General features: G+C 69.0%; 23 protein-coding genes. 13 read left to right on the top strand and 10 right to left on the bottom strand.

What is annotated here, in order from left to right; genetic code table 11:
- From ACFZDA_RS29880 to ACFZDA_RS29865, 4 genes are all read left to right on the top strand, one after another.
- Nucleotides 1-492 carry a low molecular weight protein-tyrosine-phosphatase gene (locus ACFZDA_RS29880; RefSeq protein WP_391087581.1) on the top strand — a complete coding sequence of 164 codons (492 nt, stop codon included), beginning with the start codon at nt 1-3 and terminating at the stop codon, nt 490-492.
- Complete coding sequence (locus ACFZDA_RS29875; protein ID WP_391087578.1) at nt 489-1,736, top strand: cystathionine gamma-lyase; 1,248 nt, start codon at nt 489-491, stop codon at nt 1,734-1,736. The genes ACFZDA_RS29880 and ACFZDA_RS29875 overlap by 4 nt, the downstream gene beginning before the upstream one ends.
- A gap of 194 nt (nt 1,737-1,930) precedes the next feature.
- Complete coding sequence (locus ACFZDA_RS29870; protein WP_391087574.1) at nt 1,931-2,836, top strand: LysR substrate-binding domain-containing protein; 906 nt, start codon at nt 1,931-1,933, stop codon at nt 2,834-2,836.
- A gap of 133 nt (nt 2,837-2,969) precedes the next feature.
- A complete protein-coding gene (locus ACFZDA_RS29865) occupies nt 2,970-3,452 on the top strand; it encodes an NUDIX domain-containing protein (RefSeq protein WP_086560458.1) in 483 nt (160 codons plus the stop codon).
- 13 nt (nt 3,453-3,465) lie between these two features.
- Here the strand turns inward: ACFZDA_RS29865 and ACFZDA_RS29860 are convergent, their stop codons facing one another.
- Complete coding sequence (locus ACFZDA_RS29860) at nt 3,466-5,067, bottom strand: globin domain-containing protein (protein WP_391087571.1); 1,602 nt, start codon at nt 5,065-5,067, stop codon at nt 3,466-3,468.
- Between the two features lie 532 nt (nt 5,068-5,599).
- On the opposite strand from ACFZDA_RS29860, the gene ACFZDA_RS29855 reads away from it, so the two are divergent.
- Nucleotides 5,600-6,466 (top strand): GNAT family N-acetyltransferase, encoded by an 867-nt coding sequence (locus ACFZDA_RS29855; protein WP_391087567.1) that lies wholly within the window; start codon nt 5,600-5,602, stop codon nt 6,464-6,466.
- A gap of 199 nt (nt 6,467-6,665) precedes the next feature.
- On the opposite strand, the gene ACFZDA_RS29850 is transcribed toward ACFZDA_RS29855, so the two are convergent.
- Nucleotides 6,666-7,874, bottom strand: coding sequence for an MFS transporter (locus tag ACFZDA_RS29850; RefSeq protein ID WP_391087564.1), 1,209 nt, complete (start codon nt 7,872-7,874; stop codon nt 6,666-6,668).
- Nucleotides 7,875-8,017: 143 nt separating this feature from the next.
- On the opposite strand from ACFZDA_RS29850, the gene ACFZDA_RS29845 reads away from it, so the two are divergent.
- Together ACFZDA_RS29845 and ACFZDA_RS29840 are read left to right on the top strand one after the other, a co-directional pair.
- Complete coding sequence (locus tag ACFZDA_RS29845) at nt 8,018-8,482, top strand: MarR family transcriptional regulator (protein WP_391087561.1); 465 nt, start codon at nt 8,018-8,020, stop codon at nt 8,480-8,482.
- A gap of 40 nt (nt 8,483-8,522) precedes the next feature.
- Nucleotides 8,523-8,975, top strand: a complete 453-nt coding sequence (locus ACFZDA_RS29840) for a GNAT family N-acetyltransferase (RefSeq protein WP_391087558.1) — start codon at nt 8,523-8,525, stop codon at nt 8,973-8,975.
- Nucleotides 8,976-9,033: 58 nt separating this feature from the next.
- Here the strand turns inward: ACFZDA_RS29840 and ACFZDA_RS29835 are convergent, their stop codons facing one another.
- Nucleotides 9,034-10,419 (bottom strand): serine hydrolase, encoded by a 1,386-nt coding sequence (locus ACFZDA_RS29835; protein WP_391087555.1) that lies wholly within the window; start codon nt 10,417-10,419, stop codon nt 9,034-9,036.
- An 82-nt stretch (nt 10,420-10,501) separates the two neighbouring features.
- Nucleotides 10,502-11,980 carry a replicative DNA helicase gene (gene dnaB / locus ACFZDA_RS29830; RefSeq protein WP_391087552.1) on the bottom strand — a complete coding sequence of 493 codons (1,479 nt, stop codon included), beginning with the start codon at nt 11,978-11,980 and terminating at the stop codon, nt 10,502-10,504.
- A 460-nt stretch (nt 11,981-12,440) separates the two neighbouring features.
- Between dnaB and ACFZDA_RS29825 the strand changes: the two genes are divergently transcribed.
- The gene (locus ACFZDA_RS29825; protein ID WP_391087549.1) at nt 12,441-13,778 is read left to right on the top strand and encodes an MATE family efflux transporter; all 1,338 of its coding nucleotides are present in this window, start codon (nt 12,441-12,443) and stop codon (nt 13,776-13,778) included.
- A 138-nt stretch (nt 13,779-13,916) separates the two neighbouring features.
- Here ACFZDA_RS29825 and rplI read toward each other — a convergent pair whose 3' ends face one another.
- From rplI to rpsF, 4 genes are all read right to left on the bottom strand, one after another.
- Nucleotides 13,917-14,363, bottom strand: coding sequence for a 50S ribosomal protein L9 (gene rplI, locus ACFZDA_RS29820; protein ID WP_010032778.1), 447 nt, complete (start codon nt 14,361-14,363; stop codon nt 13,917-13,919).
- An 18-nt stretch (nt 14,364-14,381) separates the two neighbouring features.
- On the bottom strand, nt 14,382-14,618 hold the full coding sequence (gene rpsR, locus ACFZDA_RS29815; RefSeq protein ID WP_003949403.1) for a 30S ribosomal protein S18: 237 nt from the start codon (nt 14,616-14,618) through the stop codon (nt 14,382-14,384).
- 44 nt (nt 14,619-14,662) lie between these two features.
- A complete protein-coding gene (locus tag ACFZDA_RS29810) occupies nt 14,663-15,250 on the bottom strand; it encodes a single-stranded DNA-binding protein (RefSeq protein ID WP_391087545.1) in 588 nt (195 codons plus the stop codon).
- Nucleotides 15,251-15,319: 69 nt separating this feature from the next.
- Entirely contained in the window at nt 15,320-15,610 is a 291-nt protein-coding gene (gene rpsF / locus ACFZDA_RS29805; protein WP_003991486.1) for a 30S ribosomal protein S6, read from the bottom strand.
- 262 nt (nt 15,611-15,872) lie between these two features.
- Between rpsF and ACFZDA_RS29800 the strand changes: the two genes are divergently transcribed.
- From ACFZDA_RS29800 to ACFZDA_RS29790, 3 genes are all read left to right on the top strand, one after another.
- Nucleotides 15,873-16,190 (top strand): hypothetical protein, encoded by a 318-nt coding sequence (locus tag ACFZDA_RS29800; RefSeq protein WP_391087543.1) that lies wholly within the window; start codon nt 15,873-15,875, stop codon nt 16,188-16,190.
- A gap of 167 nt (nt 16,191-16,357) precedes the next feature.
- Nucleotides 16,358-17,479: a peptidoglycan bridge formation glycyltransferase FemX gene (femX, locus tag ACFZDA_RS29795; RefSeq protein ID WP_020277982.1), complete on the top strand. Its 1,122-nt coding sequence runs from the start codon at nt 16,358-16,360 to the stop codon at nt 17,477-17,479.
- Between the two features lie 82 nt (nt 17,480-17,561).
- Complete coding sequence (locus ACFZDA_RS29790; protein WP_391087539.1) at nt 17,562-18,593, top strand: alanine racemase; 1,032 nt, start codon at nt 17,562-17,564, stop codon at nt 18,591-18,593.
- A gap of 109 nt (nt 18,594-18,702) precedes the next feature.
- Here the strand turns inward: ACFZDA_RS29790 and ACFZDA_RS29785 are convergent, their stop codons facing one another.
- Together ACFZDA_RS29785 and ACFZDA_RS29780 are read right to left on the bottom strand one after the other, a co-directional pair.
- Entirely contained in the window at nt 18,703-20,214 is a 1,512-nt protein-coding gene (locus tag ACFZDA_RS29785) for a glycosyltransferase 87 family protein (protein WP_391088094.1), read from the bottom strand.
- 121 nt (nt 20,215-20,335) lie between these two features.
- Nucleotides 20,336-22,978: a transglycosylase domain-containing protein gene (locus tag ACFZDA_RS29780; protein WP_391087536.1), complete on the bottom strand. Its 2,643-nt coding sequence runs from the start codon at nt 22,976-22,978 to the stop codon at nt 20,336-20,338.
- Nucleotides 22,979-23,396: 418 nt separating this feature from the next.
- Here ACFZDA_RS29780 and ACFZDA_RS29775 point away from each other — a divergent pair, with 418 nt between their 5' ends.
- Complete coding sequence (locus ACFZDA_RS29775; RefSeq protein ID WP_020273071.1) at nt 23,397-24,071, top strand: PadR family transcriptional regulator; 675 nt, start codon at nt 23,397-23,399, stop codon at nt 24,069-24,071.
- Between the two features lie 44 nt (nt 24,072-24,115).
- Nucleotides 24,116-25,198 (top strand): inositol-3-phosphate synthase, encoded by a 1,083-nt coding sequence (locus tag ACFZDA_RS29770; protein WP_391087533.1) that lies wholly within the window; start codon nt 24,116-24,118, stop codon nt 25,196-25,198.
- Nucleotides 25,199-25,223: the final 25 nt, after the last annotated feature.

The raw sequence follows: 25,223 nt of genomic DNA, 5'->3' as shown, positions 1-25,223 counted from the left end.
ATGACGTACCGCGTCTGCTTCGTCTGCACGGGCAACATCTGCCGTTCCCCGATGGCCGAGATCGTCTTCCGCGCGCGTGTGGCGGAGGCCGGTCTCGACGGGATGGTCGAGGTCGACAGCGCCGGCACGGGTGGCTGGCACGAGGGCGACGGCGCCGATCCGCGCACGGTGGCCGTCCTGGAGGAGAACGGCTACGCCACCGGCCACACGGCCCGGCGGTTCCAGCCGTCGTGGTTCTCCCGCCTCGACCTGGTCGTCGCCCTCGACTCCGGCCACCTCAGGGCGCTGCGCCGCCTCGCGCCCACGGAACAGGACGCGCAGAAGGTGCGTCTGCTGCGTTCGTACGATCCGGCGGCCGGCGACGACCTCGACGTACCGGACCCCTACTACGGGGGCGCCGAGGGCTTCGAGGAGTGCCTGGAGATGGTGGAGGCGGCGAGCGCGGGCCTGCTCGCCGCCGTACGTGAGGACGTGGAGGGACAGGCGGCATGAGCGAATCCGCGACGGGCGACGCGCATCGGCGGACGGGCGAGGACGCCGGTCGGGCGGATGCCCTGGGCCGCGTGGAACGCGACGCCGACCAGGCGGGCGCGGGTGCCGCCCGCGTGGCCTCGGGTGCCGGTGACGGCACGCGCGCGGTGCGGGCCGGGCTGCCCGAGCCGATCAAGTACGAGCCGACCCTGCCCGGGCCCGTCTTCGCCGCCCACTACCACCTGCCGGGCGAGCCCACCGGCCCCTATACCTACGGCCGCGACGAGAACCCGACCTGGACGCTGCTGGAGCGCGCCGTCGGCGAGCTGGAGGCGCCCGGCCAGGACGGCGTCGAGACGCTCGTGTTCGCCTCCGGCATGGCCGCGATCTCGGCGGTGCTCTTCTCGCAGCTGCGCGCCGGCGACGTGTGCGTCCTGCCCGACGACGGTTACCAGGCGCTGCCCCTGGTGCGCGCCCAGCTGGAGGCGTACGGCATCGAGGTGCGCACCGCGCCCACCCGGGACGACGCCCAGCTCGATGTTCTCGACGGCGCGAAGCTGCTGTGGATCGAGACCCCGTCGAACCCCGGCCTCGACGTGTGCGACATCAGGCGGCTCGCAAAGGCGGCACACGCGCGTGGTGCCCTGGTGGCCGTGGACAACACCCTGGCGACACCGCTCGGCCAGCGCCCCCTTGAGCTCGGCGCCGACTTCGCTGTGGCCAGCGGCACCAAGCAGCTCACCGGGCACGGCGACCTCCTCCTGGGCTACGTCGTCGGCCGGAACCCCGAGTCCATGGCCGCCGTACGCCGCTGGCGCAAGATCGTCGGTGCGGTTCCCGGTCCGATGGAGGCCTGGCTCGCGCACCGTTCGATCGCGACGCTCCAGATGCGGGTCGACCGGCAGGGCGCGACGGCCCTGGCGGTCGCCGAGGCGCTGCGCGAGCGGCCCGAGGTGACCGGGCTGCGCTACCCCGGACTTCCGGGCGATCCCGCCCACGAGATCGCCGTGCAGCAGATGCGGCGCTACGGCTGCGTGGTGTCGTTCACCCTGCCCACGCGCGCGCGTGCCGACCGTTTTCTCGACGCCCTGCGGCTCGTGGACGACGCGACGAGCTTCGGCGGAGTGCGGTCCACGGCCGAACGGCGCGGACGCTGGGGCGGCGACGCCGTGCCGGAAGGCTTCATCCGCCTGTCGGTCGGCGCCGAGGATCCGCAGGACCTGGTCGCCGATGTGCTGCGCGCGCTGGACGCGTCGGCAGCCTGACTCCCCCCATGGACGGTCCGAGCCTCCCCCCTCGTGGCTCGGACCGTCCCCCGGTTCCGCGCGCAAGAACCGCGCGACCAAGGCTAGTTGACTCTCTGTCAGTGTCCAATCACAGTAACGACAGAGACCTATCGACTTATTTATAGTTGGGCGCGGCCGGGGGCTGGGAGCGGGGCTGACGAGGGGAGAGCGGTGTGGATCTGGCCTTGCTGCGGACCTTCGTGACCGTGCACCGGGCCGGTTCCTTCACCCGCGCCGCCGCTCTGCTCGGCCTCTCGCAGCCGGCCGTCACCTCGCAGATACGCACGCTGGAGCGGCAGCTGGGCCGCCCCCTGTTCCTGCGGCAGGCCCGCGGTGTGACCCCCACCAGCATCGGTGACGAACTCGCCCACAAGGCGGCCCCGCATCTCGACGCGTTGGTGGAGATAGCCGAGACCGGCCTCGACGACGACTCCTCCTTACGGACGCTGCACCTCGCCGGGCCCCCGGAGTTCACCGCAGAACGAGCCCTGCCCGCCCTCACGGAGTTGACCGGAGAGGACGGCCAGGGCTTCGCTTTGCGCGCCTCCTTCGGGAACGCCGAGGAAACGCTGGAAGGGCTTTCCGCCGGGCATCACGATCTGGCCATCAGCACGGCCCGTCCGCGCGGTGCCCTGCTCACGGCGACTGCGCTCTGCGACGAAGAGCACGTCCTCGTCGCGGCCCCGCGCTGGGCCGAAGAAATCGGCGTGGGGCAGCCGGACGGCAAGCCGGAACCGGCCCTGGAGCAGGTGCCCGTGGTGGAGGTGCACGAGTCGCTGCCCTTCGTCTCCCGCTACTGGGCCTCCGTCTTCGACTCACGCCCGGCCGCCCCGGGCACCGTCGTCGTTCCGGACCTGCGTGCGGTTCTGGCGTGCGCGATCGTGGGCGCGGGCCTGGCCGTGCTGCCCCGCTATCTGGCCGCGGCCGCGTTGGAGCGGGGTGACGTCGTCGCCCTGCATGAGCCGGCGGTGCCGCCACTGCGCACGTACTTCCTGGTGGTGCGCACAGGGACGCTCGCGATGCCCCATATCGCGCGGGCCCACGAGTGGTTGCAGCGGGCGGCTGCCGACTGGTGCTGAGGAGGCGCCCGAGGGCGGGTGCCGGGTTGCGCGGGCGCGCATGCCCGCTGCCCGGGCAGCGCCTCACTCTGAGAGCTCGGCCGGTGACTTTTCGCGATGTTTCACGTGGAACCAACCGGGCCACATTTCACCCATGACCGTCCGACCCGTGGTCAAGCGCACCGCCCGTGCCGTTCTGCTGGACGGGGACGACCTGATCCTGATCAAGCGCACCAAGCCGGGCATGGATCCCTACTGGCTCACTCCCGGCGGCGGGGTCGAGCCCGACGACTCGACCGTTGTCGACGCCCTGCACCGCGAGGTGTACGAGGAACTCGGTGCGAAGATCACCGACGTGGTGCCCTGCTTCGTGGACACCGTGGAGCACATCGGGGAGGACGGCGGCGCGACCGGCGTGAAGGTGCAGCACTTCTTCGTCTGCCGCCTGGAGTCCATGGATCCCTCCCTCCGCCACGGCCCCGAGGTGGACGAGCCCGTCGGCGAGTACGAGATCGTGCGCGTGCCCTTCACCCGGGTCGGCATCGCCTCGGTGCATCTCGTTCCGCTGTCGCTGCGGCATTACCTGGACGGCAACATCGAGGGCGTACGTGCCATGCACGCCCCCGACCTGGGCTGACACCGGCGGCGGGTCAGGGCCCGGCCGCGACCAGTTCTTCCACGGAGTCGTGCCGTATGCGCTCGGACGGGATGCCGATGTCCCGCAGGGTGTCCACACCGTTGCGGATCATCCCGGGCGGGCCCGACAGATAGGCGTCGAACTCGTTCCACGGCCCATAGGCGCGTACCGCGTCCGGAAGCTGCTGATGCGCCAACTGGTCGATGATGGCCCGGACCGAGAGCCAGGGGTGGCTCTGCTGGAGGCGGAGCATGGTGTCGATGTCGTACAGGTCATGGTCGGTGCGGGCCCCGTAGAAGACCTCGACCGGCCGGCGTTCCCCGTGCTCGGCGACATCCTCGACCAGCGCCTTGATGGGCGCTATGCCGGTGCCGCCGCCCAGGCAGAGCAGCCCGCTGTCGGTGGTGTGGTCCACGGTCATGGAACCTGCGGGCGGGCCGAGCCGGACGATGTCACCGGGGCGGGCGCGGTGCACCAGGGCGTTGGAAACCCAGCCCGCCGGGACGGCCTTCACGTGGAACGTCAGCAGGCCGTCGGAGCGGGGCGCCGAGGCGAAGGAGTAGTGCCGCCATATCCGGGGCCACCAGGGAGTCTCCAGGCTCGTGTACTGGCCTGCGAGGAAGGGGTAGGGCTGGTCGGGGCGGACGGTGACGACCGCGATGTCGGGGGTCCTGAGCTCGTGCGTGACGATCTCTGCGTACCACCAGGCCGGGGCGCGCAGTTCGTCGGCGGCCGCCGCGTCGATCATGATCTGGGAGATCGTCGTGTACGTCCGGACCCAGGCGGCCTCCATCTCCGCGTTCCAGACCCCGGCGGCGTACTTGCTCAGCGCGCCGATCAGGCATTCGCCGACGGCCGGATAGTGCTCTGGCCGCGTCCCGTACTTCCGGTGGCCCCGGCCGAGGTTCTGCAGGTAGTCGGCCAGGGCATCGGAGTTGTCGATGTGCTCGGCGGCCGTGAGCAGTGCCCTGAGCAGCCGGTCCCGCTGGGTGTCCATCGCGGCTGGGAAGAGTGGGCGCAGATCGGGGTGGCGGACGAAGAGCAGGGCGTAGAAGTACGAGGTCACCTTGTCGGCCACGGGCGTGACCTCTGCCATGGTGCGGCGAATGAGGATGGCGTCCGGGGAGGCTTGCCTGCCCGGCGCGGAGGCGGCCGGCTCCGGGGGCGACATCGGTGCGGGCCGCTGGGCGGGGACACGCGGCTCGGCGGGAGGAGCCATGGCCGAGGCGAAGGGCGCCGGAGGCGGCGTGCCCGTCGCGGGCGCGGGCCGTGGCGACGAGGCCTCAGGAGAGGGGGCCGAAGGCGGTGCTGTGGGGGCGGGCCCGGGTATCTCGTCCGGGGGTCCGTGCCCTTGGTCCGGCGCACCGGTGCTCGCGCTGTCTGCCGTCGACGTGGGCGGGGCCGTGGTGCCGTCAGCCGGCGTTTCCGGGCCGGCCGTCTGCCGGCCCACCGGGCGTATCACCGCCGGGCGACGGCCGTCCGGCGTCCCGGAATCGTGGTCCGGCGGCGTCGTCGGCTTGTTGCGGGGCGTGAACCAGTCGCCCCCGCCGCCAGAAGTGCCGTTGTCGGCCGACGTGGTGGTCGGAGCGTCCATGGTGTGCCTCGCCTCGAGCATCTTTCGGTCGGTCTGCGCACTTCCCCAGTCGGAAGGTGCCTGCTTTCCCCCGTGGACGGACGGCATTCCCATCCGGTGTCGCGGCCAATGCGGCCACATTCAACCCGTGTTCCAGCTCTGTACGGACAAGTAAGGCAAGAGTGTGACATTGGCCGCAGTCCTCCCACCTGAGCTTCCCACCCGCCTGGGCGGATCGGTCGCATCACCGGAAACGCGGGTTTTCGATCTCTCCGTCCCGTTAGGGTGTATTGCCCTGTACGCGGCCCACAGAACGGGTCAGCCGCCCCGGATGTGAACCGGAGTCGACCCTACCGGCCACCGCTGTGCACACAAGTCCCCCCTTGCCCCGTCACGAATGAGGGCACAGCGCGAATCATCACCGCGGTCAACCTCGGGCGACGCGCCTGTGTTTCACGTGAAACGTCCGGCGTCTGTCCGCACTCTGTGCAGTGGGCTACAACTGGCCAAAAGCTCGTATGTGTCAAGGGAAAGAGGTGGACGCCAGGGGCTCCGGTCGGACAGCCTGACCTGCGTGCCGACTCCTTCCCTTGCCTCTCTGCCCATCCGTCGTCTGACGCTCCGTGATCTCGCCGCCTGCGCCGACTTGTCCGAGGACCGGGGGTGGCCTCGGGAGGAGCACAAGTGGGGCTTCCTTCTGACGGCCGGGAAGGGCTACGGCATCGAGGACCCCGACGGCGGCCTGGTGAGCGCCTGTGTCGTCACCGAGTACGGACCGCAGGAGCGCCCCGCTCTCGCGGCGATCGGCATGGTCCTCGTCGCCGCACGGCACGCCCGACAGGGCGTGGGACGCCGGCTGATGCGCCACGTCGTCTCCGCGATGGGCACCACGCCCCTCACCTTGCATGCGACGCCGTACGGCCGGCCCCTCTACGAGGAACTCGGCTTCAAGGTCACCGGGCGGGCCGAGATGGTGTGCGGGCGTTTCACTCCTGACGGGACCCAGCCGGCGGTCACCACCCGCGCCGCGACCGCCGAGGACCTCGCCGCGATGCTCCGGCTCGACGAGCAGGCGTTCGGGACCGACCGCACCCACATCGTGACCCGACTGCCGGCCTTCGCCGACCAGTTGCGCGTGGCGGAGCAGGACGGGCGGATCATCGGATACGCGGCCGCCTGGCCGAACATGGACACTCATGTCGTCGGTCCGCTCATCGCGCGTGACACGTCGGTGGCAAAGGCCCTCATCGCCTCCCTCGCCGCCCACACCGACCGCCCTCTGCGCACCGACATCGACGTACGGCACACAGAGCTGCTCGCGTGGGCGAAGGAGCGCGGTCTGGCCTCCCTTGCCTTCAACTCGGTGATGACCTACGGGATCACCGAACTGCCCGGGGACTGGAGCCGTCGCTTCGCCCCGGTCACGGTCGCGGCGGGCTGAGCCACCCCGATACGACAACGCCGGCTCCCCGGGGATCGGGGAACCGGCGTCGTCTCCTGAAGGACCCGGTCAGGCGGGAGCCTCCACGGCGGCCATGGCGAAGGCGTGCTCCTGCTCCGGCGCACCGCCGCCGACGCCGGCCGCGCCGCCAGGCGGCCTCGCGGTGCACCGGCACGCCGCCGCCGGCAGACCCGGTGGCTCAGTGGTGGACGGCGGTCCGCTGCTCGGCCGGCGCGGATCCCGTGACGACGGTGCTGAGGGCACCCGCGCGGCGTTCCAGGGCGGCCGAGAGGAAGGCCAGGCCCAGGGCTCCCGCGGCCAGGGCGGCGCCGACCCAGTTGGGAGCGGTGTAGCCGAGGCCCGCCGCGATCACGAGGCCGCCGAGCCAGGCGGACAGCGCGTTGCCGAGGTTGAAGGCGCCGATGTTCACGGCGGAGGCGAGCGTCGGGGCACCGTGCGCCTGGTCGAGGACCCGCTTCTGGAGCGGCGGGACGGCGGCGAAGCCCAGGGCGCCGATCAGGGCGATCGTGACGGCCGACAGCAGCTTGTCGTGCGCGGTGAGGGTGAACAGCGCCAGGACGACGGCCAGGGCGCCCAGGGACACGTACAGCATGGGCAGCAGGGCGCGGTCGGCGAACTTGCCGCCCACGAGGTTGCCGACGACCATGCCGAGGCCGAAGAGGACCAGCAGCCAGGTGACGGAGCCGTCGGCGAAGCCCGCGGTGTGGGTCATCATCGGAGCGATGTAGGTGATGGCCGCGAAGACTCCGCCGAAGCCGAGGACGGTCATGGCCATCGCGAGCAGCACCTGCACGTTCTTGAACGCGGCGAGCTCGTGCCGCAGGCGCACGCCCTGCGGCTTGGGCATGTCGGGGACGAGCCGGGCGATGCCGGCCAGCCCGACCACGCCAAGGGCGGCGACGATGCCGAAGGTCACCCGCCAGCCGACGGACTGCCCGACGAGGGTGCCCAGCGGAACGCCGACGACATTGGCGACGGTCAGGCCGGTGAACATCATCGCGATGGCTCCGGCCTTCTTGTCCGGGGCGACGAGGTCGGCCGCGACGACCGAGCCGATACCGAAGAAGGCACCGTGGGCCAGCGAGGCGACGATCCGGCCGATCAGCATGACGGCGAAGGCGGGAGCGAGTGCCGAGAGCAGGTTGCCGACGATGAACAGGCCCATGAGCAGCATCAGCATCCGCTTGCGGGGGACCTTGGTGCCCAGCGCGGTCATCAGCGGGGCCCCGAACACGACACCGAGCGCGTAGCCGGTCACCAGGTACCCGGCGGTGGGAATGGTGACCCCGTACTCGCCCGCGACCTCGGGCAGCAAGCCCATGATCACGAACTCGGTCGTTCCGATCCCGAAGGCCCCGATCGCGAGGGCCAGAAGCGCGAGAGGCATGGAGAGGTACACCTTCCCAGACGATTGCAAGGGCGCTTTGCGTGCGCTCACAATAGTTGCAGACGCGGGATATGGGCAAGCACCCACAATTGCGGCCCTGCTCTATCCTGGGTGTCAGCCGCTCCGGGACGGAGGAAACGCCAATGACAGCGACGGACCCCGCGCTCACCGCTCTCGCCCAGAGCTGGTGCGCCCTCTCCCTGCTGCACGGGAGGATCGAGGCCCGTATCGAGCGCGCCCTGCAGGCCAAGCACGACCTGAGCGCGCGCGAGTACTCCCTGCTCGACGTGCTCAGCCGGCAGCACGACGGGGACGACGGGCATCTCCAGATGAAGCAGGTCGCCGACGCGGTCGTCCTCAGCCAGAGCGCCACCACGCGCCTGGTCACCCGGCTCGAGGACCGCGGACTCCTGGAGCGCTACCTCTGCCCCACCGACCGCCGGGGCATCTACACCAACGTCACCGAGGCGGGCCTCAAGCTCCTCGAAGAGGCCCGGCCGACCAACGACGCCGCCCTGCGTGAGGCCCTCGACGAGGCAGCGAAGAACCCCGAGCTGGCCCCCTTGGTCCGGGTCGTGGAGACGCTGAAGGCCCCGGTGCCCGCCTAAGCCCGCATCCACCCAGGGCGTCCCTGCGTAGGGTGCGGTCATGGGAGATCTTGAGATACGGTCCGCGACCGCCGACGACGTCCCTGCGATCGTCGCCCTGCTCGCGGACGACCCCCTGGGCGTCCAGCGTGAGTCACCCGGCGACCTCACCCCGTACCTGACCGCTCTGGAACGACTCAGCGCCGACCCGAACCAGCGCCTCGTCGTGGCGGTCCGGGACGGCCGTGTCGCCGGAACGCTCCAGCTCACGGTCGTTCCCGGGTTGTCCCGACGCGGTGCGACGAGGTCGATCATCGAAGGCGTACGGGTCCACGCCGCTGAGCGCGGCAGCGGCCTGGGGACACGGCTCATCGAGTGGGCGATCGATGAATCCCGGCGCCAGGGCTGCCAGTTGGTCCAGCTGACCTCCGACAAGACCCGCACCGACGCTCATCGCTTCTACGAGCGGCTCGGCTTCACGGCCTCCCATACGGGCTTCAAGCTCCCGCTGTGACCGGATGCGCGTGGGCGCCCTGTTTCACGTGAAACAGGGCGCCCACTCATCTCACCGCTTATCCGATGCCGCGCCACCCCTCGGGATCGACGCCACCCGGCACCGGAGCCGCCTCGTCGTACGGCTGTCGTGTGAACACGAACGAGCCGAGGTCCAGATGGCTCACGGACCCGTCCGGCCGCCGTACGGACTTCAGCAGCTCTCCCGCGTAGTAGCCCTCCAGCCCGGTCCAGGTGCCGTCGCCGTTCGGGCGGAACCGCGAACGGCGCCCGTCGCCGGACAGCGGCTCCAGCGAGGCGAGCCCGTCGGCCGTGAGCCGCAGGGCGAAGGCGTGCGTCCCCCAGTACCACTGCCCCGTCAGTTCCAGCATCGGCGGGTCGACCTCACGCAGTGGCCTCCAGGGAGCAGGGATGCACGGCTCCGACTCGGCGACGATACGGACGAGATCGGCGCAGACGCCGGACACCAGAGGGCCCGAAGTGCAGTTGGCCAGTACGACCGCCGCGACGTCGTCCTCCACGCTGATGCTCACACTCGCCAGGAAACCCGGCAGGGATCCACTGTGCCCCACGAGCAGCCGGCCGTGGCGGCTCTGCACCTGCAGACCGAGGCCGTAGGCGTCACCGGACAACACGTCCGCGGCTTCCGCCGGCGCCGCCGGAGTCCGCATCTCTCGCAGGGACTCGGCGCTCAGCACCCTCTCGTCGCCCTTCATCAAGAAGGCGGCGAACCGGGCCAGGTCTGCCGTGGTCGACCAGAGCTGACCAGCGGGTGCCATACGGCCGAGGTCCTCGGCGGGCTCGGGCAGCAGCACATCGGCCCACGGGTGCACGGCCCAGCCACCCGCATGCGGGGCCTCGGGTCGGACACCGGTCCGGTCGAGACCCAGTGGTTCGAGCACTTCACGCCGTAGTGCCTCCTCCCAGGAGGTCCCCCGCAACTCCTCCACGAGCGCGCCCAGCAGTGTGTAGCCGGGGTTCGAGTAGTGGTGCCGCCGGCCGACGGGGTGCAGAAGAGGCTGCTCTCCGAGCACATCGGACAGTTCCGGCCGCAGGGATCCGGACGTGCGCTCCCACCACGGCCCGGGCGACTCGGCCGCCAACCCGCCTGTGTGGGCGAGCAGTTCGGCGATCGTGGCCTCCCCCGCGCCCGTACCCGGGACGTACTTCTCCAGCGGATCACCGAGCCCGAGCCGCCCCTCGTCCCGCAGCCGCATCACGAGAACGGCGGTGAAGGTCTTGGTGATCGAGCCGATGCGGTACTGGACGTGCTCGTCGGGCTCTTCACCCTCCACCGATGTCCGGGCGCCGTGCCACACCGCCCGCCCGCCCCGGACCACGGCCGCGACCAGCGACGGCGCTCGTCCCTCGGCCTGTGCCACGGCGATCCGGTGCAGCAGCGCCCGGCTCGTCGCGGGAAGCAGCTCTTGCTGAGGTGTCGTCATGGCCCCAGTCCACCTGGCCCGTCCCGGGGAGTCGACCCTATTTCGCGGTCGGCTACCCGATCAGGTCCGCACCGGCACCGGATCAGGTCTGCGCCATGTCCACGAACCGCGAGTAGTGACCCTGGAAGGCGACCGTGATCGTCGCCGTCGGGCCGTTTCGGTGCTTGGCCACGATCAGGTCGGCCTCGCCCGCGCGCGGCGACTCCTTTTCGTAGGCGTCCTCGCGGTGCAGCAGGATGACCATGTCGGCGTCCTGCTCGATGGAACCGGACTCACGCAGGTCGGAGACCATCGGCTTCTTGTCCGTGCGCTGCTCGGGACCACGGTTCAGCTGGGAGAGCGCGATGACCGGGATCTCCAGTTCCTTGGCCAGCAGCTTGAGGTTACGGGACATGTCCGAGACCTCCTGCTGACGGCTCTCGGACCGCTTGGAACCTCCGGACTGCATCAGCTGGAGGTAGTCGATGACCACCAGCCGAAGGTCGTTGCGCTGCTTGAGGCGTCGGCACTTGGCGCGGATCTCCATCATCGACAGGTTCGGGGAGTCGTCGATGTAGAGCGGGGCCGCCGAGACGTCCGGCATCCGCCGGGCCAGCCGCGTCCAGTCCTCGTCCGTCATCGTGCCGGAACGCATGTGGTGCAGGGCGACCCGTGCCTCGGCGGACAGCAGACGCATCGCGATCTCGTTGCGCCCCATTTCGAGCGAGAAGATCACGCTCGGCAGGTTGTTCTTGATCGAAGCGGCCCGCGCGAAGTCCAGGGCGAGCGTCGACTTACCCATGGCGGGACGCGCGGCGATGACGATCATCTGGCCCGGGTGCAGCCCGTTGGTGAGCGAGTCGAAGTCCGTGAACCCCGTGGGCACGCCGGTCATCTCACCGCTGCGCGACCCGATCGCCTCGATCTCGTCGAGCGCGCCCTCCATGATGTCGCCGAGCGGCAGATAGTCCTCGCTGGTGCGCTGCTCGGTGACCGCGTAGACCTCCGCCTGGGCGCGGTTGACGATCTCGTCGACGTCGTCGTCGGCGGCGTATCCCATCTGCGTGATCCGCGTACCCGCCTCGACCAGGCGGCGCAGCACGGCCCGCTCGTGGACGATCTCCGCGTAGTAGGCGGCGTTGGCGGCCGTGGGCACCGTCTGGACGAGGGTGTGCAGATAGGAGGCCCCGCCGACCTTGTTGATCTCGCCGCGCTTGGTGAGCTCGGCGGCGATCGTGATGGGGTCGGCCGGCTCGCCTTTGGCATAGACGTCGAGGACGGCCTGGTAGATCGTCTCGTGGGCCGGCTTGTAGAAGTCGTGGCCCTTGAGGATCTCGACGACGTCGGCGATGGCGTCCTTGGAGAGCAGCATGCCGCCGAGGACGGACTGCTCGGCCTCGATGTCCTGCGGGGGTACCCGCTCGAACGCCGGGGCGGCGCCGTCCCACGCCCCGTTGTCCCTGCCGCGCTCGTGCTGCTCGTCACGGCCCCGGGCTCCCTCGCCACGACGGCGGGAGGCGGGCAGACGATCACTGGGACCGCTGTCGGCCCACGGGTCGTCCAAGGGCTCGGAAATGCTCACCGAGCCACCTCCTCCCGTCCGCCGCAGCAGACCTCGCCGTGCCCCTCTTTTCTACGGCACGGCACTGACAAATGAGACGCCCAACTCCGGTTGGCCAACGCCGGTTTTGTGACGTTTTGAAAACCGGCAGACGGAGCGGGCGCCGGACCACGTTAGGCCTGTCTGCACCGTCAGCCAATCTGGTTATCCACAGGCCATGTGGACGACGGCCCAGATGCTGTGGAGAACTCCTCAAAACCTGTGCACGACCCGGTGGACAGGCCTGTGAACAAGCAGCGAGCCGACGCGAAGAGACGGCCCTGAACTGCGACTTTGCCGTCCACCGGCTGTGCAGAAGAAAAACTTCCCCAACCGGCGCAAGATCGCTTCGAACGCTGCACAGCAGTGCGCACCCCTGGACGGAAAGTAAGGGACGCAAAGCCCTGGCATCACTTACCTGTGGACGATTAGATTGGTGCACATGACACAGGCCCCCGCGCGCCGCAGAACCGGCCGGAGACAGCACGACCGAGAGATCGTCGCGCTGGCCGTGCCGGCCTTCGGCTCCCTCGTCGCCGAGCCCCTCTTCCTCATGGCCGACACCGCCATCGTGGGCCATCTCGGCACCGCCCAACTCGCCGGCCTCGGCATCGCCTCGGCCCTGTTGATGACCGCCGTCAGTGTCTTCGTCTTCCTCGCCTACGCCACGACAGCGGCGGTCGCTCGCCGCGTCGGCGCGGGCGATCTCCAGGCCGCCATCCGCCAGGGCATGGACGGCATCTGGCTGGCCCTGCTTCTGGGTGCTGCTGTCGTCACCATCGTCCTGCCGACGGCGTCCGGCATCGTGGACCTCTTCGGCGCTTCGGACGCGGCGGCTCCCTACGCGACCACGTACCTGCGTATCTCCACGCTCGGCATACCGGCCATGCTCGTCGTTCTCGCCGCGACCGGTGTCCTGCGTGGCCTTCAGGACACCAAAACCCCTCTCTATGTGGCCGTCGCCGGCTTCGTCGCCAACGGCGCCCTCAACGCGGGGCTCGTCTACGGCGCCGACCTGGGGATCGCCGGCTCCGCCTGGGGCACGGTCATCGCCCAGTGGGGCATGGCCGTCGTCTACCTCGCCGTGGTCCTGCGCGGAGCGCGCAAGCACGGTGCCTCGCTGCGCCCGGACGCCGCCGGGATCAGGGCCTCCGCACAGGCCGGCGTACCCCTGCTGGTTCGGACCCTCTCCCTGCGGGCGATCCTGATGATCGCCACGGCGGTCGCCGCCCGTCTCGGGGATGCCGACATCGCCGCACACCAGATCATCCTGTCCCTGTGGAACCTGCTCGCCTTCGCTCTCGACGCCATCGCCATCGCGGGGCAGGCCATCATCGGCCGCTACCTCGGAGCCGGTGACACGCAAGGAGCCCGCGACGCATGCCGTCGCATGGTCGAGTGGGGGATCGCCGTCGGGGTCGTCCTCGGGATTCTGGTCGTCATCACCGGACCGGCATTGCTGCCCCTGTTCACCAGCGATTCGACGGTCAAGGACACAGCGCTGTCCGCCCTGCTGATCGTCGCCCTCTCACAGCCGATCTCCGGGATCGTCTTCGTTCTGGACGGGGTCCTGATGGGCGCCGGTGACGGCGCCTATCTGGCCTGGGCGATGCTGCTCACCCTGGCGGTCTTCACCCCGGCAGCCCTGCTGGTGCCGGTACTGGGCGGTGGGCTCACCGCCCTCTGGGCCACCATGACGCTGATGATGACCGTGCGGATGCTGACGCTGTGGCAACGGACCCGCTCGGGCCGCTGGATCGTCACGGGCGCGACCCGCTGACCGCCGGGCTCACCCCTCGGTGACTGTTTCACGTGAAACACGGTGTTTCACGTGAAACGACGAGGGGACCGAAACGACGATGGGGCCGCACCCCGAAGGGTGCGGCCCCATCGCTCACTGCTTCAGCGAGCGCGGCACTCAGGCCGCGACGACCTCGATGTTGACCTTGGCGGCAACCTCGGGGTGCAGACGCACGGACGTCTCGTGAGCGCCCAGCGTCTTGATCGGCGAGCCCAGCTCGATGCGGCGCTTGTCGACCTCGGGGCCACCGGAAGCCTTGATCGCGGAAGCGATGTCGGCCGGGGTGACAGAACCGAAGAGACGACCGGCGTCGCCGGAGCGGACCGCCAGGCGGACCTTGACGCCCTCGAGCTGGGCCTTCACCTGGTTGGCCTGCTCGATGGTCTGGATCTCGTGGATCTTGCGAGCACGACGGATCTGCTCGACGTCCTTCTCGCCGCCCTTGGTCCAGCGGATGGCGAACTTCCGCGGGATCAGGTAGTTGCGAGCGTAACCGTCCTTGACGTCGACGACGTCGCCCGCGGCACCGAGGCCGGAGACCTCGTGGGTGAGGATGATCTTCATGAGTCGGTCACCCTTCCCTTATCGCGCGGTGGAGGTGTAGGGCAGCAGCGCCATCTCACGGCTGTTCTTCACGGCCGTGGCGACGTCACGCTGGTGCTGCGTGCAGTTGCCGGTCACGCGGCGGGCACGGATCTTGCCGCGGTCGGAAATGAACTTCCGCAGCATGTTCGTGTCCTTGTAGTCCACGTACGTGACCTTGTCCTTGCAGAATGCGCAGACCTTCTTCTTCGGCTTGCGCACAGGCGGCTTCGCCATGGTGTATCTCCTGTGTGATCAAGAAGTTGGGGTGCGAACCCGCCCTAGAAGGGGGGCTCGTCCGAGTAGCCGCCGCCACCGCTGCCGCCGGAGCCACCGCCCCAGCCGCCGCCACCGCCCTGGTTGCCACCGGCGGGAGCGCCGGTCGCCCACGGGTCGTCGGCGGGAGCACCGCCGGCCGGCTGGCCGCCACCGGGGCCGCCGCCCCAGCCGCCGCCACCCTGGCCGCCACCGCCACCGCCGCCGTAGCCACCCTGGCCACCGCGGCCGGTGGTCTTGGTGACCTTGGCCGTGGCATTGCGCAGGCTGGCGCCGACTTCCTCGACGTCCAGCTCGTAGACCGTGCGCTTGACGCCCTCACGGTCCTCGTAGGACCGCTGCTTCAGCCGGCCCTGCACGATGACGCGCATGCCTCGCTGGAGCGACTCGGCGACGTTCTCCGCCGCCTGGCGCCAGACCGAGCAGGTCAGGAACAGGCTCTCGCCGTCCTTCCACTCGTTCGTCTGGCGGTCGAAGGTGCGGGGAGTGGACGCGACACGGAACTTCGCGACGGCCGCACCGGAGGGGGTGAAGCGCAGCTCGGGGTCGTCGACAAGATTGCCGACCACCGTGATGACGGTCTCGCCTGCCATGGGGGCACCTCTCGGCGGGTTTGCTGGCTGCTTGCTACTCGAATCCCGGAATCAGCTGAGCGGGAGAGCTCAGTGGGTCTCGGGACGGAGGACCTTGGTCCGGAGGACCGACTCGTTCAGGTTCATCTGGCGGTCGAGCTCCTTGACGACCGCAGGCTCAGCCTGAAGGTCGATGACCGAGTAGATGCCCTCGGGCTTCTTCTTGATCTCGTACGCGAGACGACGACGGCCCCAGGTGTCGACCTTCTCGACCTTTCCGCCGCCGTCACGGACGACAGAGAGGAAGTTCTCGATCAGCGGGGAGACAGCGCGCTCCTCGACGTCGGGGTCGAGGATGACCATCACCTCGTAGTGACGCATGTGGAACCCACCTCCTTTGGACTCAGCGGCCACGGTCGTTCCGTGGCAGGAGGGTTGTGATGCGTAGCAACGGTATCGGCCACCACTGACAGTCGGGGGTTCTGTGGAGAAGCCCTGTCATGACATGGGCAGACACCGGTGCGGACGGTACAGACTACCCGCACAGTGGCTTGCGGTTGAAATCCGGCCGCGAGGGCAGCCAATCTGTACACATCGGGTGTGTATGGCGCTACGATGCGCCGACTTTCGCAGGAGGTGCCCTATGGCACAGGCATTGCGACCCAACTCCGCCGGCGGCCTCTTCGCCACGGACGGCAAGCCCCATCCCCTCCAGGACACCCTGCTCGCGGTGACCCTGGTCCTGGGCGTCACGGCGTTCATTTCGGCACTGGTCGACGAGGACCTGCATCTGCTCAGCTCCTGGACCGGCCTGGTGGGCATCCTCACCGGCGCGTACGGCCAGTGGGTCTCGGAGACGACCAGGGAGCGCTTCGGCCTGATTCTCGGCCTCGGTGCCGCGGCCGTCGGGTTCTTCCTGGGCATGGCGCACGGCGGTCTCTTCGGCGGTCTCATCGACTGACGCCAGGGACATCCCCTTCTGAACACCGGGTGACGCCCCGGCCGCTCACGGGCCGGGGCGAAGGTTCCGTACGCCCAACCGGCGCGCATCCACGGCGCAGTAGGCTTCGCGCGAGAGCCGGAGCCCCTGACCCCATGGGGACACACCAGCCCGAGGAGCGCCCCGAAATGAGCCTGACCCTGAGGACCATCAGTCGAGAGCAGCATCTGGCCTACATCCAGAGCCTGCCGTCGGCGAGCCACATGCAGGTCCCGGCCTGGGCTGACGTCAAGGCGGAGTGGCGCTCCGAGAACCTCGGATGGTTCGACGACAGGACGGGCGAGCTGGTCGGTGCCGGTCTGGTCCTCTACCGGCAGCTCCCCAAGATCAAGCGCTACCTCGCCTATCTGCCCGAGGGCCCGGTCATCAACTGGTTCGCGCCGAATCTCCAGGACTGGATCGAGCCGATGCTGGCGCACCTGAAGCAGCAGGGCGCCTTCTCGGTGAAGATGGGCCCGCCGGTGGTCATCCGGCGCTGGGACGCCACCTCCATCAAGCAGGGCATCCAGAACCCCGACGTGAAGCGGCTGCGCGACATCGAGGCCGACCACATCGAGCCGCGCGCCTTCGAGGTCGCCGACAAACTGCGCCGCATGGGGTGGCAGCAGGGCGAGGACGGCGGCGCCGGCTTCGGCGACGTCCAGCCCCGCTACGTCTTCCAGGTGCCGCTGGCCAACCGCTCCCTGGAAGAGGTCCACAAGAACTTCAACCAGCTGTGGCGCCGCAACATCAAGAAGGCCGAGAAGGCCGGTGTCGAGGTCGTCCAGGGCGGCTACCAGGACCTTGAGGAATGGCAGCGCCTGTATGAGATCACGGCCGTGCGCGACCACTTCCGGCCACGCCCGCTGTCGTACTTCCAGCGCATGTGGACGGCCCTCAACACCGAGGACCCCAACCGCATGCGGCTGTACTTCGCCCGGCACAACGGCGTGAACCTGTCGGCGGCGACGATGCTGATCGTCGGCGGGCACGTCTGGTACTCCTACGGCGCCTCCGACAATATCGGCCGTGAGGTCCGGCCCTCGAACGCGATGCAGTGGCGGATGCTGCGCGACGCCTACGCGCTCGGCGCCACCGTCTACGACCTGCGCGGTATCTCCGACTCGCTGGACGAGACCGATCACCTCTTCGGTCTGATCCAGTTCAAGGTGGGCACGGGCGGCCAGGCCGCCGAGTACCTCGGCGAGTGGGACTTCCCGCTGAACAAGCTGCTGCACAAGGCGCTCGACATCTACATGTCGCGCCGCTGATGTCACGTTCAGTGCTTCTATACCTCTGATACACCGCACACCACCGACACAGGCAACCACGAGAAAGGTTCCAGGTCCGGCCATGGCGCTCACGCTCTACGTCGACACCGCGCGCTGGCGGGCGCACCACAAGCACGTGCAGGAGCAGTTCCCCGGCCTCGTGCCGGTCTGCAAGGGCAACGGCTACGGCTTCGGGCACGAGCGGCTGGCGGAGGAGGCCACCCGGCTGGGCTCGGACGTCCTCGCCGTCGGCACGACGTACGAGGCCGCCCGGATCAAGGACTGGTTCGGCGGTGACCTGCTGGTGCTGACGCCCTACCGGCGCGGCGAGGAGCCCGTGCCCCTGCCGGACCGGGTCATCCGCTCGGTCTCGTCGATAGACGGCGTCTACGGGCTGGTCGGTGCCCGTGTGGTGATCGAGGTGATGTCCTCGATGAAGCGGCACGGCATCAGCGAGCAGGACCTGGCCCAGCTGCACGCCGCCATCGAGAACGTCCGCCTGGAAGGCTTCGCGATCCACCTGCCGCTGGACCGCACCGACGGCTCGGACGCGGTCGAGGAAGTCATCGGCTGGATGGACCGGCTGCGCGCCGCCCGCCTGCCTCTGCACACCATGTTCGTCAGCCACCTCAAGGCCGACGAACTCATCCGTCTCCAGCAGCAGTTCCCGCAGACCCGGTTCCGTGCCCGCATCGGCACACGGCTGTGGCTGGGGGACCACGAAGCCACCGAGTACCGCGGCGCCGTCCTGGACGTCACGCGTGTGGCCAAGGGCGAGCGCTTCGGCTACCGGCAGCAGAAGGCGGCCTCCGACGGCTTCCTGGTGGTCGTGGCGGGCGGTACGTCGCACGGGGTGGGCCTGGAGGCACCCAAGGCGCTGCACGGCGTCATGCCGCGCGCCAAGGGCGTCGCCCGGGCCGGCCTCGCGACGGTCAACCGGAACCTTTCTCCGTTCGTCTGGGGCGGCAAGCAGCGCTGGTTCGCCGAGCCGCCGCACATGCAGGTCTCGATCCTGTTCGTGCCCGCGGACGCGCCGGAGCCGAAGGTCGGCGAGGAACTGGTGGCCCATCTGCGGCACACCACCACGCAGTTCGACCGGCTCGTGGACCGCTGACCGGCACACGCACCGACTGGCTCGGTAACGGGCCCAGCGCAGCAAGAAGGCCGTACACGGTTTCCCGCGTACGGCCTTTCGCATCGTTAGCTGCGTTCGCCGCGTTCGCTCAGAGCGAACCGCCCGTCGCGCCCTGCCTGCCCCACTCGACCTGCGGCCCGTCGAACTGAGCGGCCGCGTGCCGGGCGGGACGGGCCGCGGGACCGAGGACGAAGACGTCCTCCGCGCCGTCGAGCACTCCGCCCGAGGGATCGTCGTCCCCGGACCGGCGAACGGGGTCCCGCTCCGGCAGGAAGATGTCCCGCACGGTCATGACGCACAGATACAGCGTGCCCAGCAGGTGCAGTCCGATGGCCCAGTGATAGCCGTCGGTGGGCAGCCCCTTGTGGGCGTCTCCGCTGGTCGTGTACGCGAGGTACAGCCAGATCCCCAGGAAGTACGCCACCTCGCAGGCCTGCCAGATCAGGAAGTCCCGCCACTTCGGCCGGGCCAGGACAGCCAGGGGCACCAGCCACAGGACGTACTGCGGCGAGTAGACCTTGTTGGTGAGGATGAACGCCGCGACGATCAGGAAGGCCAACTGGGCGAGCCGCGGGCGGCGGGGCGCGGTCAGCGCCAGCACCGCGACACCCGCGCAGCACACCAGCATCAGCAGCGTGGCGAGCGTGTTGACGGTGTCGGTACTGAGCGGGTTGTCCGAGTTCTGGGCCATGATCAGCCAGAAGGAGCCGAAGTCGACGCCCCGTTCCTGGCTGAACGTGTAGAACTTCGACCAGCCGTCGAACGCGAAGAGCATCACAGGCCCGTTCACAACGACCCAGGCGACGATCGCACCGCCCAGAGCCGTCCCGAACTCACGCCACTTGCCGGCACGCCAGCACAGCACCAGCAGCGGACCGAGGATCAGGAAGGGATAGAGCTTGGCGGCCGTGGCGAGTCCCAAGAGGACGCCGAAGGCGAGGGAGCGGCCGCGCGACCACATCAGCATCGCCGCGGCCGTCAGGGCGACCGCCAGCAGGTCCCAGTTGATGGTCGCCGTCAGGGCGAAGGCAGGGGCCAGGGCAACCAGCAGGCCGTCCCAGGGACGCCGGGCATGGGTGCGGGTCACGCAGACGGCGATGACCGACGCGCAGGCCATCAGCATCCCGGCATTGACCATCCAGTACCACTGCTCCTGGTCCTGGATGGTGCCGCTGCCCGGCGTGAGCCAGGAGGCGACCTCCATGAAGACACCGGTGAGCACCGGGTACTCCAGGTACTGCATGTCACCGGGGAGCTTGTCGAAGTACGGCACGAGCCCGTCGGCGAAGCCGCGCCCCTGGTACAGGTGCGGGATGTCCGAGTAGCACGCGTGCGTGTACTGGGAGCTGGCACCGAAGAACCAGGCGCCGTTGTAGCAGGGCGCCTTCTGCACCAGACCGAGGGCGAACATGCCGATCGCCACCAGCGCGATCACCCGCACGGGAGTCCACCAGGACGCCCCGAGCAGGGCACGCCGCCCGAGCGGGCCGCCGATCAGCTCGCTGCCGGCCGCGGCGACCGCGTCCTCCTGGGTCGGCCGGACCGGGTCCGGCTCGTGGACGCTCGCTTGCGTCGATTCTGCACTGGCCATGCCGCACATCCTGCCGTACGCGTCCATTCATACGCCGAGGGCCGCCGCACCGGGTAGGTGCGACGGCCCGTGTTTCACGTGAAACGTCTTCGCGTTTCACGTGAAACACCCATGCCGGGCGATCAGCCGGCTATCCGGCGGGGCCTCCGAAGATGCCTCCGTTGCCGTTGCCTCTGCTGTTGCCGCCGTTCTCGCTTGTATCACTCGGCGAGGGCGAGGACGACGGTTCTCCGCCTGTACCTCCACCGTTCTCCGTGCCGCCGTCGTTCTCGCACCCGAAGAACCCACAGGTGTCGCTCGGCGAGGGCGAGGCAGGCGTCGGGCTCTCGCTGGGCGTGGCGCTCGGCGACTCGGTCACGGTCTCACTGGGCTCCACGCTGGGTGTCGGCTTCGGCGACGGAGCACCCAGCTCGTGCTGGATCTCGCCGATCTTCTCGGCCTCCGGGAAGCCGAGGTCAGGCTCGCCCTCCAGCGCGGCCTTCATGTACTCGGTCCACACCTGGGTGGGTGTGTCACCACCGTGGATGGACTCCTCACCCGCCGTGCCGTTCATGGAGAGCAGCTTGGCGCTCTTGGGATCCTCACGGAACATCGCGACCGAGGTCGACAGCTGCCTGGTGTAGCCGACGAACCAGGCGGACTTGTTCTCGTCCGTGGTACCGGTCTTACCGGCCGCTGTACGGCCCAGGGCCAGGGCGTTCTTACCCGTACCGTTCTGGATGACGTTCTCCAGGGTGTCCGTGACGTTGTTGGCCACGTTCTCTGGCATCGCCTGCGTGATGCGCGGCTTGTCGAAGCCTTCGACTTCCTGCCCGTTGAACTTGACGCTGGTCACCGAGTACGGGGCGGCCTGCTTGCCGGCGGCGGCGAACGTCGCGTAGGCGTCGGCCATGCGGATCGCGCTGGGAGTCGACGTACCGAGCGCGAACGACGGGTTGAGGGTGGCGAAACTGGCGTCCAGGATGCCGGACTTCTCGGCCACGTCCCGCACGTTCCTCATCCCGACGTCCATGCCGAGCTGGACGAACGGGGTGTTGACGGACTGCTCCATCGCCTTGCGCAAGGTGATGTAGCCCCAGGGATGGTCGCTCTCGTTCTCCTGGAAGAACGGTGTGTTGTCCTTCTTCAGGACGTAGGAGCCGTCGTTGTTCCTGACCTTGAGGTGGTCGTTGCCGTTGTACTTGCTCAGCGGCGAGAGGGGACCGTCGCTCCGGTAGGTGCCGTGCTCCATGGCGGCGGCGAGCACAAACGGCTTCCACGTCGAACCGACCGGGACACCCGAGGTGTCCGCGTTGTTGTTGAAGTGGCCCTTCTCGTACCCCGCACCACCGTAGAGCGCGACGATCGCGCCGTCCTTGGGCTTCACCGACGCCGCGCCGAACTGGACGTGCTTGTCCAGCTCACGCTTCTCCGGGTTCAGTTTTTCCTTCTCGACCTTCTTCACGGCCTTGGCCAGCGCCTCGACCTTGGACTTCTCGAAGGTCGTCCTGATCTGGTAGCCGCCCTGGTCGAACTGCTTCTCCGTGATGTTGGAGTGGTTCAGGACGTACTTCTTGGCCGTGTCCGCCAGGTAGCCGATCTGGCCGCTCATGCCCTTGGTCGCCTTGCGGCCCTGAGGCATGGGGTACCTCTTGATCGCCTTCTGATACTCGGCGTCCGTGAGCTTGTCGTCGTTGTGCATCTGCTCGAGGATCCAGCCCCAGCGCGCCCTGGACCGCTTTTCGTTGGCCTCGGCGCTCGCCGCGGTGTCGAGGCTCTCGTTGCCCGCGGGGTCGTAGTACGTCGGGCCCTTGAGCAGCGCGGCGAGGAAGGCGCACTCGCTCGGCTCGAGCTTCACCGCGTCCTTGCCGTAGTACGTCTGGGCGGCGGCCTGGATGCCGTAGGCGCCGCGGCCGTAGTAGGAGGTGTTCAGGTACCCCTGGAGGATCTCGTCCTTGGAGAGCTTGGTGCCCACCTTGATCGAGATGAACATTTCCTTGAACTTACGGGTGATCGTCTGGTCCTGGCTCAGGTAGGTGTTCTTGACGAACTGCTGGGTGATCGTCGAACCACCCTGCGTGTCGCCGCCCCTGGCCATGTTCGCCAGAGCCCGGGCGATGCCCATCGGGTCGACACCCGAGTCCTTGTAGAAGCTCTTGTTCTCGGCCGAGATCACCGCCTGCTGCATGGCCTCGGGGATCCGGTCGATCGTGACGTTCTGCCGGTTCTGGCCGCTGCCGGTCGCGACCATCTGCTGGCCGTTGGACCAGTAGTAGACGTTGTTCTGCGACAGCGCCGCCGCGTTCTCCTCGTTGGGGACGCCCACCATGGCGTACCCGATGCCCGCCACGGCCACCAGACTGCCGACGAAGCCGATGCACAGACCGGAGACGAGCTTCCAGGACGGCATCCAGCGCTGCCAGCCGTACTTGCCGGCCCGCGGATAGTCGATCAGCCGCTTCTTGTCGGAGTAGGCAGCCGCGCGCCCTCTGCCTCGCCCGGGCCCGGCCGGCCCGCCGGGAGCGGCACGCCGGCCGCCCCGGGCCGGTTCGGCCGCTCTGCGTCGGCCGCCTCCGGTACTTCTCTGCGCCGCACGCCGGGCCTCGGCACGGCCGCCGTACGAACGCTCCTCACCCCCCGAGCCGTAGGAGTCCGACCCATAGGAGTCGGACGGAGACCCGGTGGCGCCTCGCGGGGCCGCGCGGCGGCCGGAGGACGAGCCGGACTGGCCGCGTCGGGCCGCGGCACGTCCGCCTCCCTGCGGCTGCGGCGGTTTGCGACGGTGCTCGCTCATCGAACGACTACTCCTCGGGCAGGCGCACCCTTGCGCGCCTGGAAACGGCGGCTGGTTTCCGGTCCCCCCGAAGTACGGATGCGGTCGGCTCCGCATTCATCGGTCCCGCATGCACCCGTACTACACCGAAGACGACGACGCCCTCAGGCGTCACTTGGTTCCCGGTGATGTGCATGGCGCACAGACTACGCACCGCCAAAACCTGCCGAGGCCTGAAGTTCACCTCAAATCAGGCAACTCGCATGCGAGGAATCGGTGATGTGATCCCGTTCACCGCACTCCCTCTTGTCGCATCCGGAAGGCCGTTCTATCGTCGTGATGTATCGAGTCGATACATCAGCGCGACACATCGGGCCGACATATCGGCCCGAGGCACCGGCCCGAGGGCATCGGGTACCGCGGCAGAGAGGAGGCGACGATGAGCCGGCGTTCCGGGATCCTCGAGTTCGCCGTACTCGGCCTGCTCCGCGAATCGCCGATGCACGGCTATGAGCTGCGCAAACGACTCAACACCTCACTGGGTGTGTTCCGTGCGTTCAGCTACGGGACGCTGTACCCCTGCCTCAAGACGCTGGTCGCCAACGGCTGGCTGATCGAGGAGCCGGGGAACGACACCGAGGCCGCTCCCCTCACCGGCCGCCGCGCCAAGATCGTCTACCGGTTGACGGCGGAGGGTAAGGAGCACTTCGAGCAGCTGCTCTCACAGACCGGGCCCGAGGCGTACGAGGACGAGACATTCGCCGCCCGTTTCGCTTTCTTCGGGCAAACCTCACGCGACGTACGCATGCGCGTGCTGGAGGGCCGCCGCAGCCGGCTGGAGGAGCGCCTGGAAAAGATGCGCCTCTCCCTGGCCCGGACCCGGGAACGCCTCGACGACTACACGCTTGAGCTCCAGCGCCACGGGATGGAGTCCGTGGAGCGCGAAGTGCGCTGGCTGAACGAGCTCATCGAGAGCGAGCGGGCGGGGCGGGACCTGAAGGGTTCCGCCCCGGGGGAGCCTGGTTCGCGTGACACCACATCTGGAGCGTCGGGCGGCCTGCCCCGGCCGGGGGACGACCCCCGTCCGGATACGCCCGGCGACACCGCCACGTGAGAGCCCGCCACGGGCCTCACTCGTACACACAGGGAGCAACCGGAATGGGTTCGGTTCGCGTAGCCATCGTCGGTGTGGGCAACTGCGCCGCATCGCTGGTGCAGGGAGTCGAGTACTACAAGGACGCCGACCCGGCGTCCAAGGTGCCGGGCCTGATGCACGTCCAGTTCGGCGACTACCACGTCCGCGACGTCGAGTTCGTCGCCGCGTTCGACGTGGACGCCAAGAAGGTCGGCCTCGACCTGGCGGACGCCATCGGCGCCTCCGAGAACAACACCATCAAGATCTGCGACGTGCCCAGCACCGGTGTGACGGTCCAGCGCGGCCACACACTCGACGGCCTCGGCAAGTACTACCGCGAGACCATCGAGGAGTCCGCCGAGGAGCCGGTCGACGTCGTCCAGGTCCTCAAGGACAAGCAGGTCGACGTCCTCGTCTGCTACCTGCCCGTCGGCTCCGAGGACGCGGCGAAGTTCTACGCCCAGTGCGCCATCGACGCCAAGGTCGCCTTCGTCAACGCGCTTCCGGTCTTCATCGCCGGCACCAAGGAGTGGGCCGACAAGTTCACCGAGGCGGGCGTCCCGATCGTCGGCGACGACATCAAGTCCCAGGTCGGTGCCACCATCACGCACCGCGTCATGGCCAAGCTGTTCGAGGACCGGGGCGTCGTCCTGGACCGCACGATGCAGCTGAACGTCGGCGGCAACATGGACTTCAAGAACATGCTCGAGCGCGACCGCCTCGAGTCGAAGAAGATCTCCAAGACGCAGGCCGTCACCTCCCAGATCCGCGACCGCGACATGGGCGCGGACAACGTCCACATCGGCCCGTCCGACTACGTCGCCTGGCTGGACGACCGCAAGTGGGCCTACGTCCGCCTGGAGGGCCGCGCCTTCGGTGACGTCCCGCTGAACCTGGAGTACAAGCTGGAGGTCTGGGACTCCCCGAACTCCGCCGGCGTCATCATCGACGCCCTGCGCGCCGCGAAGATCGCCAAGGACCGCGGCATCGGCGGCCCCGTGCTCTCCGCGTCGAGCTACTTCATGAAGTCCCCGCCCGTTCAGTACTTCGACGACGAGGCCCGCGAGAACGTCGAGAAGTTCATCAACGGCGAGGTCGAGCGCTGAGGCGCCGCAACCAGTCGCTCCTGCC

This window comes from Streptomyces sp. NPDC007991, from assembly GCF_042958445.1.
Classification (GTDB): Bacteria; Actinomycetota; Actinomycetes; order Streptomycetales; family Streptomycetaceae; genus Streptomyces.
Note: the sequence above shows the minus strand (reverse complement) of the source record. Positions and strands in the feature narration are given on the sequence as shown.

Excerpts from the sequence above, each read along its gene's own strand:
- ACFZDA_RS29880 (WP_391087581.1), top strand. The coding sequence starts at position 1 with ATGACGTACCGCGTCTGCTTCGTCTGCACGGGCAACATCTGCCGTTCC.
- ACFZDA_RS29875 (WP_391087578.1), top strand. The coding sequence starts at position 489 with ATGAGCGAATCCGCGACGGGCGACGCGCATCGGCGGACGGGCGAGGAC.
- ACFZDA_RS29865 (WP_086560458.1), top strand. The coding sequence starts at position 2,970 with ATGACCGTCCGACCCGTGGTCAAGCGCACCGCCCGTGCCGTTCTGCTG.
- ACFZDA_RS29860 (WP_391087571.1), bottom strand. The coding sequence starts at position 5,067 with ATGCTCGAGGCGAGGCACACCATGGACGCTCCGACCACCACGTCGGCC.
- ACFZDA_RS29850 (WP_391087564.1), bottom strand. The coding sequence starts at position 7,874 with ATGCCTCTCGCGCTTCTGGCCCTCGCGATCGGGGCCTTCGGGATCGGA.
- ACFZDA_RS29845 (WP_391087561.1), top strand. The coding sequence starts at position 8,018 with ATGACAGCGACGGACCCCGCGCTCACCGCTCTCGCCCAGAGCTGGTGC.
- ACFZDA_RS29840 (WP_391087558.1), top strand. The coding sequence starts at position 8,523 with ATGGGAGATCTTGAGATACGGTCCGCGACCGCCGACGACGTCCCTGCG.
- ACFZDA_RS29835 (WP_391087555.1), bottom strand. The coding sequence starts at position 10,419 with ATGACGACACCTCAGCAAGAGCTGCTTCCCGCGACGAGCCGGGCGCTG.
- ACFZDA_RS29825 (WP_391087549.1), top strand. The coding sequence starts at position 12,441 with ATGACACAGGCCCCCGCGCGCCGCAGAACCGGCCGGAGACAGCACGAC.
- rplI (WP_010032778.1), bottom strand. The coding sequence starts at position 14,363 with ATGAAGATCATCCTCACCCACGAGGTCTCCGGCCTCGGTGCCGCGGGC.
- rpsR (WP_003949403.1), bottom strand. The coding sequence starts at position 14,618 with ATGGCGAAGCCGCCTGTGCGCAAGCCGAAGAAGAAGGTCTGCGCATTC.
- ACFZDA_RS29810 (WP_391087545.1), bottom strand. The coding sequence starts at position 15,250 with ATGGCAGGCGAGACCGTCATCACGGTGGTCGGCAATCTTGTCGACGAC.
- rpsF (WP_003991486.1), bottom strand. The coding sequence starts at position 15,610 with ATGCGTCACTACGAGGTGATGGTCATCCTCGACCCCGACGTCGAGGAG.
- ACFZDA_RS29800 (WP_391087543.1), top strand. The coding sequence starts at position 15,873 with ATGGCACAGGCATTGCGACCCAACTCCGCCGGCGGCCTCTTCGCCACG.
- femX (WP_020277982.1), top strand. The coding sequence starts at position 16,358 with ATGAGCCTGACCCTGAGGACCATCAGTCGAGAGCAGCATCTGGCCTAC.
- ACFZDA_RS29790 (WP_391087539.1), top strand. The coding sequence starts at position 17,562 with ATGGCGCTCACGCTCTACGTCGACACCGCGCGCTGGCGGGCGCACCAC.
- ACFZDA_RS29785 (WP_391088094.1), bottom strand. The coding sequence starts at position 20,214 with ATGTGCGGCATGGCCAGTGCAGAATCGACGCAAGCGAGCGTCCACGAG.
- ACFZDA_RS29780 (WP_391087536.1), bottom strand. The coding sequence starts at position 22,978 with ATGAGCGAGCACCGTCGCAAACCGCCGCAGCCGCAGGGAGGCGGACGT.
- ACFZDA_RS29775 (WP_020273071.1), top strand. The coding sequence starts at position 23,397 with ATGAGCCGGCGTTCCGGGATCCTCGAGTTCGCCGTACTCGGCCTGCTC.
- ACFZDA_RS29770 (WP_391087533.1), top strand. The coding sequence starts at position 24,116 with ATGGGTTCGGTTCGCGTAGCCATCGTCGGTGTGGGCAACTGCGCCGCA.